Raw genomic sequence first — 11415 nt, 5'->3', positions numbered from 1 at the left:
TCTAAAGTTAAGTCTTTCCCTTAACCTATTGTCCATTTAAAGATAGCAACTCCAACAACAGGATGCTCTAAAATTAACCTGAAATTCGCTATATTTGAACTTCAACCAAAAAGTATGGATACGATTGAAAAACTAAACGCGATTGGCAGCACAGCGGTACGGCAGTTGAGGAAGAAGAAATTGGAAAACGGCAAACCCTTCTTGTTCTGGTCAAACGAATTGCCAAAAAACCAAAGTTACCTCGAATATCCCGACCGTTCAATTAAGATTGTAACTGTAAGTTCTGATTTTAAATCTTTTCATCTCGTTTCTGAGCTTACTGAAAATCAGATTAACATTATTAGAGGCAAGCTCAACTTACAGTAAATGCCGAACCTGTATATCATTACTGGTTCCAATGGTGCAGGAAAATCTACAGTAGGGCCGGAGTATCTCCCAAAAGTGATTCATAGCAGTTATCCGGTTTTTGATGGAGACCTGCTTTACACTAAAAAACTTAACGAACTATTTCCAAATATAACCCGTTCTGCTAAGTATGCACGCCGGGACGCGCTTGATTATGTAATTGAGTTATTTGAGCAACAAACTGAAGCTGCACTGGCTAAAGGAGAAGATTATGCCTATGAAGGCCACTTTACCAATAATGAAACTTGGGAAAAGCCAAAGCAATTTAAGAGCTCCGGTTATCATATTCATTTAATTTTCTTTGGGCTGAATAACCCGGAACTATCTCAATTCAGGGTTACGGAACGGGTAACAGAAGGCGGCCATTACGTCGATCCGCAAACGCTCCGCGATAACTTTTACGGGAATTTGCAGAAATTGAATATACATCACGGCTTGATTGATGACCTAACCATTGTAGACACATCAGCAATTAACCATAAAGTTTTATTTAAGACTATTGATCATCAGGTAGCATATCATACATCAATTGAGGAGCTTCCAGACTGGTTCATCGATTATCTCCCTAATGTTGTACAATTGTTTAGTTAGCTCTAATAATAGTAATTCAAACACTCAACTGTCAACTAATTTCAGGACGTTACAGTAGCAATCATACAGCGTACCAACTATACAGCACCTTCCGCCCAAAATCCGGCTAAGTGAACCAAAAGACCTTCTTCATTCAGTCGCGCGTAGGAGTGGGCTGTAAAAAGCGTGCAGCCTTGCTGGTCATATTGCGTCCATTCTGCAAGTAACTGCCCGTGCTGCTGCCTAAACCAGTTCACGCGAAAGTAACCGCCCGGAAACCGTTTTTGAAAGCTGTTTGCATGGGTCAGAAGTGTAGTTCGTCCCCTGCCATCTACACCAGGATTTGTAAACACTACATCCTCAGCCACACTACAGTTTAAAAGTTGTTCCTGCTCAGCAGGAGATTCTTTAGCGAACGCTTCTAAGTACTTCTCAAAAACGAGGCGAGATTTATTTTCAGTCATAAATTATTTATTGAATACAATGCTTATCTACTTTTCACCAAAATTAAACATGTGAAATGTACTAAAGGAACTGATTCGTTCATTATGTTTGCCTAATCGTACATAATATATGGATGCATTAAGTAAAATTTTAGAATTGATAAAGCTTAAAGGTGTCGTTTACCGAAAATTAGAAGTCGCGGCACCTTGGGGAATTGACTTGCCTAAAAGTCAGTTTTTACAATTTTGGAAACTGCTGGAAGGATCGTGTTGGCTTCAAGTAGAAGAAAATGCTATCATAAAACCATCTAAGGGAGACCTATTGTTGATACCAAATGGAAGTAATCATAGCATATCCAGTGAACCTGATAGTATTAAGATTCCTTTAGAAATGTATATAAAATTTAGAGATACGGCCCAACCTTACTTTTTGAGTGGAGGTTTAAAAACGGTAATGTTAGGTGGTCACTTTGAATTCGATGATCAATATCAGCATCCTTTCATAACTGGTTTACCTGACTTAATCCACTTAAAAGGAATTCACGAACAACAAGAGGATTGGCTCGACTTTACAACCAATCAAATACTTTCAGAGATTGAACAACCAAAACCCGGCAGTGATATATTAATAAGCCGTTTATCAGAAGCGCTTTTTATTCATACGATACGCGCTTATTTGAACCAGAGTAATGTGAAGCAGGGATTCTTACTTGCATTGACAGATAAAAGGATAAGCTTGGTCTTACAAATTTTACAGAATTTTCCTGAAAAAAAACTGGACACTGGAAGAACTCTCCCAATCCGCCGGAATGTCAAGAACCCTATTTTTTAATACATTCAAATCTTTGGTAGGGCAAACACCGCTTACCTATCTTCAAAATTGGCGTATGCAAAAAGCAAAAGAATTGCTTTTAACAAGTAAAACTAACATCAGTCTTATAGCGGATCAGGTCGGCTATCAATCAGCAGCAGCATTTAACCGGTTATTCAAGCATAAATTTAAAGAAACGCCTGCAAGTTTTAGAAGATCACAAAATAAATCAAACATACGTTAGTGGAAAAGGACAGCTATTGACAGATTTCTTGGTTTGTTTTGCTTTATTTTATAATATTTCGACAACCATTATCTAATTATAATGAGTTAAACAACGTTAACAATAACTCTTTAAACGTTTAATAAAAGTAATCTCAGATGCAATAAAATTTAGCATCATTTGCGCTCATGTAACTAATTTAAGTTATCATTTATAGATAGTTGCATCACCTCCGGCACTGATACTTGTGCTTTCGCTTTAATATTTTCCGCACGTTAAAAAATCAGTAATTGGCTCCTGATTTGTAAGCAATTAATTATATTTGTGATAAGATTTACAGAGATAAAAAACTTTGCGACATCTGTGACGGCTGATTATCTCATGGTAGTTAAATGACTATAAATCAAGGAAATAGGAGTTAAGTTCGAATCCCTCCCTCACCGCAAATCCATCACAATCTTATGGAAAGCCTCTAACAATTTGGGGGCTTTTTTATTTGATCAAAATTTTGGTTGAAAAGCTTTTGGAATTAAATGGCGTTAATTTAAACCTGATATTTCTATTTTTTTTAGACTGATACCGATGCTTCTTTTATGCCACTAAATTTTAGGTGGTAAAAGAAGCATCGGTATCATTTTCTTTTTTTAGAGGTTTGCCTTACAATTAATTCAAGTTCGATACCTTTAAAAAATTAATCCTGGTCCATGCGTTCCATCATTTGTTTAATCCTGCTCATCTTTTCCGTCCAGTTTGCATTTGCACAACAAAAAGAGCCAATTGAAGTAAGAAGGGTTCCGGCCATTGGTATCCAAATTCCGGAAGCGGACGAAAAAGAACTGGAAACCGGGCTGCAGGAATTTGCAAAAACCATTAGCCAGTTAAAATTAAAGCAGGATAAGTTCACGGCCAGTCTTTTGCCCGATGTTTTGATTTATTACAAAGCAATTGATTATGCCCTAAAATACCACGAGTTTTTTCATTCAGAAGAAGTTGCCTCCGCAAAAAAACTATTGCAAACAGGCCGGCAGCGTGCCGTAGATTTATTAGAAGGGAAAGCGCCCTGGACAACGCAAAAAGGGGAAGTTGTGCGCGGTTATATTTCTAAAATTGATGGCTCGGTCCAACCTTATGGATTGAGCATCCCGGAAAATGATGGCCTAAAAGAAGCAAAATACAACCTGTCGTTTTGGTTTCACGGCCGTGGCGAATACCTTTCCGAACTTAATTTTATAGCCAACGGAAAAGGGTTTTTCCCGGCTATGCCTGCCCTAAAAAACACCATCATGCTGTATCCATACGGCAGGTATTGCAACGGTTTTAAATTTGCCGGGGAAGTGGACGTGCAAGAAGCATTGGCGGCTGTAAAAAAGCAATATCCAATTAACGAAAACGGGATTTTTGACCGTGGCTTTTCGATGGGCGGCGCGGCAGTATGGCATTTTGCCGTTCATTATCCCGACTTTTGGCTTGCCGCAAACCCCGGTGCTGGTTTTGCAGAAACGACCGAGTTTTTGTTGTTAGACAATGAAACGCTCCGCCCAAACTGGTACGAAAAAAAGCTGTTGCATTTGTACGATTGTACCGATTATGCAAGCAACCTGTCCAACCTGCCAATCATTGCTTACAACGGGGATAAAGACCTGCAAAAACAGGCGGCCGACGTGATGGAAAAGGCCATGAAGCAGGAAGGGATTCCGCTTACGCGTATTGTTGGGCCAAATACCGGCCATGCTTATCATCCAGCTTCGGCCAAAATTGTAGATAGTTTGCTGGAAAGAGAAGCAGCAAAAGGAAAAAGGCCTGCACCAAAAGCATTTCATTTTACAACTTATACGCTGAAATACAACAAGATGTACTGGCTGAATTTGGATGCCTTAAAAGAACATTGGGAAAAAGCCCACGTTGACGGCACAATCTCCAGCCAAACCATCACCCTAAAAACCACCAATGTTTTGGCATTAAGTTTAGCACCGGAAGTTTTATCAACGGTAATCAACTTAAAAAAACCGGTTACGATTAATATTGATGGCACAAATGTTAAATTAAAGCAACCGTCAGTTTTAAGTTTTTATTTAGAAAATGGAAACTGGGTTCAAGGCACTGCGAAATCAACCTTAGTTAAAAAACACGAGTTGCAAGGGCCAATTGACGATGCTTTTATGTCGGCTTTTATTGTGGTGAAACCTACCGGCAAAAGCAAAAATGAACTGTTTGACAAATGGTCAAAAGCAGAACTGGATCGTTTCCTGATCCTGTGGAGAAGACAGTTCCGCGGGGATGCAATCGTGAAAAACGATGTTGATGTTACATCTGCCGACTTGTCTTCCAATTTGATTGTTTTTGGCGATGAAGAAAGCAACAAGTTCGTTTTAAAAATCAAAAATAAACTTCCGATAAAATGGGACTCAGAAAAGATCAAAGTTGGCGATACGGCTTATTCTTCTAAAGACCATGCTTTGGTTATGATCTGCCCAAACCCGTTAAACACACAAAAATATGTGGTTTTAAACAGTGGGTTTACTTTTCGCGAAGCATCCTTTTTAAACAATGCCAAACAAATACCGATGCTGCCTGATTGGGCGATTGTTGATCTGAACACGCCTCCCGGCCCAGTTTATCCCGGAAAAGTAAGCAAAGCCGGTTTTTTTGGCGAAGACTGGAAATGGAAAAGCAAACAATCAAGATAGCTGAAAAACAATTATAAAAAAAGAAGTACAATACAGCTAAGTTTTTATGGTAACAGTAAAATTACCGGTAAAAAGGAATCATTTTTTCAATTATTGGGTTTAGTTATAAAAATATTTTAAATTTTTGCAGCAAAACCTAATATTTCCAATATGAAGTATATTTTACTCTTTGCTACTGTTTTTATCCTAAGTTTTTCGGCGCGTGCCCAAAACGCTGCCGGTGGAAAAGGCAGGATCAGTGGCAAAATTACCGATGCAACGACCAAAGCACCGGTAGATTATGCAACCATTACCATTTTTAAACAAGGCACCACCACGGTTGTCAACGGCGCGACTTCTGATCCCAAAGGAAATTTTGTGGTTGATAATTTACCTTTTGGCGAATATCAGGTTACGGTTGATTTTATTGGCTATACACGTTATAGTTTGGAGCATGTGGTCATCGACAATACAAAAACCAGTGGTGTATTGAGTACTATTGCCATTGCTTCGGCCACCAAGCAATTAAAAGGCGTTGAAATTGTTGGCAGGGCAAGTACCATTGAGAATAGAATTGATAAAATGGTTTACAATGCCGGCAACGATTTAACAGCACAAGGCGGCGTGGCAACAGATGTTTTGAAAAAAGTACCGATGGTTACGGTAGATATTGATGGCAATGTAGAGCTGCAAGGCAATGCAAACGTGCGCTTTTTGATCAATGGAAAACCTTCGAGTATTTTTGGCGCCAGTTTGGCCGATGCCTTGCAATCCATCCCGGCAAGCCAGATTAAAAGTATCGAGGTGATTACCAGCCCCGGTGCAAAATACGACGCTTCCGGAACCGGCGGTATCATCAACATTATCCTGAAAGACAGCAAGGTGCAAGGTTTTAACGGAACGATAAATACTTCAATAGGCACACGTTTAGAAAATGGTTCGCTAAATCTCAATGCACGAAAAGGAAATATTGGTGTAAGTGCTTTTTTTAGCGGCAATGCGCAATTATATACCACAACAAACAACATCACCGATAAACAATCTTATAATAATACCAGGGACACGGTTATCCATCTGGCACAAAACGGCAACAACCGTTTTACCAGAAGCGGTTACCAGTCGGGTTTGAGCTTTAACTGGAGCATTACGCCGAAAGACGACTTTACGGCTTCGGTTGGGTTTAACCATTTTGGAAACCACAGCTACGGTTTAACCAGTGCCGATGAGCAGCACCAGCTTACTACGGGCAACGTGTTCCAGGATATTTACTTTTTGCGCAATGCCACCAACCGTTTTAATGCCAATGCAACGGATTATAACCTGAGCTATAAAAAAACTTTTAAAAAGGAAAACCAGGAGCTGGACGTTTTGTACACGGCCAGTACAAGCAAAAACACCAGCGACTTTACGCAAAACCAGTTTTATCCAAACGGTATTTACAACCCAACCGGTTCGATAGGCAACAACCCGGGCAAGGATAACCAAAGCAATATTTCTGTTGATTATGTGCAGCCGGTAAGCAAAAACTTTTCTTTTGAAACTGGTGTAAAAGGCGTGTTCGAAACGTTGAACAGCAGCACCATTACCGATACTTTATTAACCGATGGCAGCTATATCCAAAACCCGAAACAAACGTATGCCTTTAATTATACCAGGAATATTTACGCCGCTTACCTGTCGTTAAAGTTTTCGGTTTTTAATAATTTTATTGATGGCCAAACGGGTTTGCGCTACGAACGGACCAATACCAAGGCAGATTTTCCCGGCGCCAATATCCCGGGTTATAATACTTTTGCGCCTTCTTATGTTTTTTCCCACAAAATTAATGAGACCCAAACCATCAAAGCCAGCTTTACTTACCGCATACAAAGGCCGGATTATGGTGCGCTGAACCCGTTTTTTAACATCAGCGACCCGAGGAACATCAGTACCGGAAACCCAAATTTGAGACCCGAAATAGGCCACAACTACGAACTGGGCTACAACAAATCTTTTGAAAAAGGCGGAAACATTTATGTTGCAGCTTTTTACCGCTACAATACAGACGATATCCAATCTTACACAACTTATTATCCGGTACTAAACATTAATGGTACTGATTATCCGAACGTTTCGTTAACCCAGCGTTACAATATCGGTTCCGAAAGTACATCCGGCGTTAATTTTTTTGGTTCTGCACCAGTTACCAGTAAATTAAGCTTGCGCACGAATATGTTTATCGGCGAGCGGGTGAACAAAAACCCGGGCAACCCAACAGTAACCGGCGTAGCTTACCGCATCAATTTGAACGGAACTTATCAATTTGGACATGATTTTACGGCCGAGGTTTTTGGCAACTACAACTCATCGCAACGGACGATACAAGGTACACGGCCAGCTTTTGCTTTTTATAACTTAGCCGTGCGGAAGCAGTTATGGGACAAAAAAGCAAGCATCGGTTTAACGGCTGCAAACCCTTTTAACCAATATTTCAGTCAGAAAACCACCACCACCGGCGCAAATTTTGATCAGTACAACATCCGTCAGGTTCCGTTCCGTTCTTTTGGGATTAGCTTGAGCTATAAGTTCGGAAAATTGGAATTTAAGAAGAAAGACGAAAAAGAAAACGACCAAAACGGGCAGCAGAGCGAACCGGAAAAATAACCGGGGAAAAGTTTCTTAAGTTATAGATGATGCTTCTTTTATCAGCCTAAAATAAACACCAATTTTATAGTGGTAAAAGAAGCATTGTTTTAAACCGTAAACCTCAACACCAATTTTATGCCGGTAAAAGAAGCATCGCTTTTAAATTGTAAACCAAAAGGTTGATCCCTCGCCAAGTTTACTGCACACGCCAATTTTGCCCTGGTGGCGTTTGATGATTTCCGAAGAAATATACAAGCCCAAACCTAAGCCCGAAAAACTTTGCGACGTGTTTTCTACCCTGAAAAACCGGTCAAAAACTTCTTCAATCTTATCTTCCGGTATGCCAATCCCTTGGTCGGTTACACTTACTTTGGCGCGTTGGTTTTCTAATCCTTCCACCAAAATAATAATTTGCGGGTTTGCGGGTGAATATTTTACGTCGTTGGTTAGCAAGTTGCAAATTACTTGTTCAATACGGTTCCTGTCCGCATAAATACTGATCTTTTTGTTGCCGGCAACTACAACCTGGTGCTTTTGGTTATCAATCAAACAGCTTTCGATGCATTCGTTAATCAAATCGTTTAGTAAAAATTCTGTTTCGGCCAATTCTAATTTACCGGCTTGTATTTTAGTTACGTCAAGCAGTTCGTTGATAATACCGGTTAAACGGTTAACCTGGTTTGATGCTTTTTCTACAAAAGGCGAAACAGGGGCAAGGGATTTGTTGGTGCTAACCAAGCGTTTAACCACCTGTAAAGATGCTTTAACGCTTGTGATCGGTGTTTTAAGTTCGTGGCTGGCAATGCTCATAAACTCATCTTTTTTTTGCATCAACTCTTTGGTGTGTTGCTGCAGCAGTTGCTGGTTGCAGGCTTCCTGTTCGGCCTTTTTCCGTTCCTCAATTTCTACTTCCAGTTCGGCAATGGTCCTTAAATTATTGATGAGCGGCAAATTTTTGTATAAGCCGGCAACGGTAACAACGGATACGATGCCGGTAACAAAGCGCAGCAAAGCGCTAAGGCGATAGGCAGGCCACCAAAATATAACGGCATCCAAAAAATGGGTGAGGCCGCACAGCAAAATAAAAGCAATAAACAGCCAGAAAATTTTAGTGAAAGGGATGTTTTTGCGTTTTAACACGATTTGCAGCAGCAATAAAGGGATGGCAAAATAAGAAGCCCAAATCAGCAGGTCGGAAACGATATACAACCAGCCATGAAAATCCGTCCAGTTGCCGCAATGCCAGCGTGGCGGCCAATCGTTGGTGTTAAACAACTTCGAAAAAAATTCTTGAACTTGTGTGCCAATGCCAGCAACTTGTTTTGGTTTAAGTATTACGTGCCCATCGCATTGTGCACATGCTGCTTGGTTTTTTAATAAAATTGCATTAGGTTTTAAGCTTACCACAATCTTTTAAACTAAAAAATTAAAAAGGTTAGTCGGCAATTTTACGTATTTAGAAAAAATATGTTCTGTAAAACACAGCTGTTGATTTTATGGTGATAAAAGAAGTATGTCCGTCCAATATCTTCGTCTGCCAAAACTTTACAATCTAAAAACTGTTTTTTATTCGTTCTTAAAAATTAATTACTAATTCAAATATTTATGAAAGCAGCAGTTTTTCACAAACCGGGCGATATCAGTTACGATACTGTTGACGATCCTAAAATTGAAGATGCCGGCGATGTTATTTTGAAAGTTACTTCTACGGCCATTTGCGGTTCTGACCTGCATATTTTGGATGGCGGAATCCCTCAACTTAAAAACATGGTTGTTGGGCATGAGTTTATGGGCATTGTAGAAGAAGTTGGCCCATCGGTAAAAAACCTAAAAAAGGGCGACCGCGTGGTTGTGCCATTTCCGATTGCTTGCGGCCATTGCTTTTTCTGTTCGCATGGCGCTTCCCCGCATTGCGAAAACTCGAATTACGAACATTACGGCCCAGACGGCGATTTGCTTGACCAAAAAGGCGGTGCGTTGTTTGGCTACACCGATTTATATGGAGGCTATTCTGGCGGACAAGCTGAATATGTGCGTGTGCCTTATGCTGATATCAGTCCGCGTAAAGTTCCTGAAAATATGACGGACGACCAGGTGCTGTTTTTAACGGATATTTTTCCAACTGGCTGGTCTGCCATAGATTGGGCACAGCTAAAAGGCGGCGAAGTAGTTGCCATTTTTGGTTCGGGCCCAGTTGGTTTGATGGCGCAAAAAGCAGCCTGGATAAACGGTGCAGGTCGCGTAATCGCCATTGATCCTTTAGAATACCGTTTAAAACGTGCACGGGAAGTAAATAAAGTAGAAACCATGAACCCGCACGAAGTGGATGTGGTAGAAGCGATACGGCAAATGACGGGCGGCCGCGGCGCAGATGTTTGTGTAGATGCCGTAGGTTTTGAAGCCGAACGCTCTTTTATGGATAAAGTAAAAGCAACGGTTAATTTTGAAAAAGGCACGGTAAAAGTAATGGAACTCTGTTTCCGGGCGGTGCGCCGCGCTGGTACGGTTACCGTTGTTGGTGTTTACGGCACACCTTATGATAATTTTCCGGTTGGGCGGATGTTTGATAAAGGTATTACCATTAAACAAGGGCAGGCACCGGTTTTAAATTATATTGACCATTTGATTGAATTGGTAAAAACCGAAAAAGTAGTTTTAGACGACATTATCTCGCACACTTTGCCGCTAAGTGAAGTGGCACATGGCTACGACATTTTTAAAAATAAAGAAGATGATTGCGTAAAAGTGGTTTTGAAACCATAATAGTTCTTTGCCCCGGCATCCAAAAGTCATTTAAAAAACCCTGGTTAAATAATTAATCCGGGTTTTTTGTTGGGTAAAAGAAGTATCGCCCAATGTTTAATTTTTTTTAAAGCAGGATGGTTATTTGATTAATCCTACATTTAAGTTAATTTCGTGCTGATTATATAATAATGCCTTTTGGCAGCTTTGGTTGAATTATTTAATTGGCAGCTTTTTTGGTTCTTTGCTCTGATTCAAATTTCTCCAAAACACTAACCATTGGCTTTAATTAATAAACCAAATATGTCATTAACGACTAATCCTGCTTCTTTACTGTTTACTTTGGCAGAACATGATCCACGTATTTTTTTTGCTATCAACCCAGAAAGAACCAGTTTTATCTATGTTAACCCTGCTTTCAAAAATTTTTTTAAAATAGATGCCAAAAGTTTATCACCTTATGCAGTTTACAATTTGATAAATCCGGAAGATAGCGAATACTTGGAAGAGAGTTATGCAGCCTTGCAACCTGGTACTTTTAAAAAAAATATAGAGTTTAGGATACAATTGCCGCATCAAAAAGAGCGCGTACTTAATTTGAGCCTGCTTTTGCAACCGCAAGAAAACGAAGGCAGCTTTTTGCTTGGGTACATGGAAGATATATCTGATTTTAAAGCTTATAACGATAAACTGAACGAGTTTGCCAATAAAAAGAATTCAATTTTAAATATTTTGTCTCACGATTTGGCTGGCCCATTAGGTTCTATACAAAACCTTTCAGCCTTAATCACCAGAAAAACCAAGGCAATTGAAGACCCGGAAGTAAAAAAATGGCTTTCGCTGATAGAAGAGATCAGTAAAAAAAGTGTGCTGATGATTCAGGAGTTTGTTAAAAAAGAATTTGTTGAATCGGCAGGGGTTGCACTGTTT

10 protein-coding genes are annotated in these 11415 nt (G+C 39.9%); 8 read left to right on the top strand and 2 right to left on the bottom strand.

Features of this window, described 5'->3' with window-relative positions; translation table 11 throughout:
- The first annotated feature begins 114 nt into the window (after nucleotides 1-114).
- Entirely contained in the window at nucleotides 115-366 is a 252-nt protein-coding gene (locus Q0192_RS17670) for a hypothetical protein (RefSeq protein WP_299291631.1), read from the top strand.
- Nucleotides 367-996 carry a zeta toxin family protein gene (locus tag Q0192_RS17665; protein WP_299291629.1) on the top strand — a complete coding sequence of 210 codons (630 nt, stop codon included), beginning with the start codon at nucleotides 367-369 and terminating at the stop codon, nucleotides 994-996.
- A 77-nt stretch (nucleotides 997-1073) separates the two neighbouring features.
- On the opposite strand, the gene Q0192_RS17660 is transcribed toward Q0192_RS17665, so the two are convergent.
- Nucleotides 1074-1343 carry a hypothetical protein gene (locus tag Q0192_RS17660; RefSeq protein ID WP_366518211.1) on the bottom strand — a complete coding sequence of 90 codons (270 nt, stop codon included), beginning with the start codon at nucleotides 1341-1343 and terminating at the stop codon, nucleotides 1074-1076.
- Nucleotides 1344-1548: 205 nt separating this feature from the next.
- On the opposite strand from Q0192_RS17660, the gene Q0192_RS17655 reads away from it, so the two are divergent.
- The 4 genes from Q0192_RS17655 to Q0192_RS17640 all read left to right on the top strand — a co-directional run bounded on the left by Q0192_RS17655 (nucleotide 1549) and on the right by Q0192_RS17640 (nucleotide 7761).
- Nucleotides 1549-2250 (top strand): cupin domain-containing protein, encoded by a 702-nt coding sequence (locus Q0192_RS17655; RefSeq protein ID WP_299291625.1) that lies wholly within the window; start codon nucleotides 1549-1551, stop codon nucleotides 2248-2250.
- Complete coding sequence (locus tag Q0192_RS17650; protein WP_299291622.1) at nucleotides 2228-2473, top strand: helix-turn-helix transcriptional regulator; 246 nt, start codon at nucleotides 2228-2230, stop codon at nucleotides 2471-2473. The genes Q0192_RS17655 and Q0192_RS17650 overlap by 23 nt, the downstream gene beginning before the upstream one ends.
- Before the next feature lie 683 nt (nucleotides 2474-3156).
- Nucleotides 3157-5139, top strand: a complete 1983-nt coding sequence (locus tag Q0192_RS17645) for a prolyl oligopeptidase family serine peptidase (protein WP_299291620.1) — start codon at nucleotides 3157-3159, stop codon at nucleotides 5137-5139.
- 150 nt (nucleotides 5140-5289) lie between these two features.
- On the top strand, nucleotides 5290-7761 hold the full coding sequence (locus Q0192_RS17640) for a TonB-dependent receptor (RefSeq protein ID WP_299291618.1): 2472 nt from the start codon (nucleotides 5290-5292) through the stop codon (nucleotides 7759-7761).
- Nucleotides 7762-7902: 141 nt separating this feature from the next.
- Here Q0192_RS17640 and Q0192_RS17635 read toward each other — a convergent pair whose 3' ends face one another.
- Nucleotides 7903-9018, bottom strand: coding sequence for a HAMP domain-containing sensor histidine kinase (locus Q0192_RS17635; RefSeq protein WP_299291616.1), 1116 nt, complete (start codon nucleotides 9016-9018; stop codon nucleotides 7903-7905).
- Between the two features lie 330 nt (nucleotides 9019-9348).
- Between Q0192_RS17635 and Q0192_RS17630 the strand changes: the two genes are divergently transcribed.
- Both Q0192_RS17630 and Q0192_RS17625 read left to right on the top strand, forming a co-directional pair.
- Entirely contained in the window at nucleotides 9349-10506 is a 1158-nt protein-coding gene (locus Q0192_RS17630) for a zinc-dependent alcohol dehydrogenase (RefSeq protein WP_299291614.1), read from the top strand.
- 282 nt (nucleotides 10507-10788) lie between these two features.
- Nucleotides 10789-11415, top strand: a 627-nt coding sequence (locus Q0192_RS17625; protein ID WP_299291612.1) for a PAS domain-containing protein, incomplete at its 3' end; no start/stop codon positions are given.

It is taken from the genome of uncultured Mucilaginibacter sp., assembly GCF_937859865.1.
Classification (GTDB): domain Bacteria; phylum Bacteroidota; class Bacteroidia; order Sphingobacteriales; family Sphingobacteriaceae; genus Mucilaginibacter_A.
Note: the sequence above shows the minus strand (reverse complement) of the source record. Positions and strands in the feature narration are given on the sequence as shown.

Coding starts and splice junctions, on each gene's coding strand:
- Q0192_RS17670 (WP_299291631.1), top strand. CDS start 115: ATGGATACGATTGAAAAACTAAACGCGATTGGCAGCACAGCGGTACGG.
- Q0192_RS17665 (WP_299291629.1), top strand. CDS start 367: ATGCCGAACCTGTATATCATTACTGGTTCCAATGGTGCAGGAAAATCT.
- Q0192_RS17655 (WP_299291625.1), top strand. CDS start 1,549: ATGGATGCATTAAGTAAAATTTTAGAATTGATAAAGCTTAAAGGTGTC.
- Q0192_RS17650 (WP_299291622.1), top strand. CDS start 2,228: ATGTCAAGAACCCTATTTTTTAATACATTCAAATCTTTGGTAGGGCAA.
- Q0192_RS17645 (WP_299291620.1), top strand. CDS start 3,157: ATGCGTTCCATCATTTGTTTAATCCTGCTCATCTTTTCCGTCCAGTTT.
- Q0192_RS17640 (WP_299291618.1), top strand. CDS start 5,290: ATGAAGTATATTTTACTCTTTGCTACTGTTTTTATCCTAAGTTTTTCG.
- Q0192_RS17630 (WP_299291614.1), top strand. CDS start 9,349: ATGAAAGCAGCAGTTTTTCACAAACCGGGCGATATCAGTTACGATACT.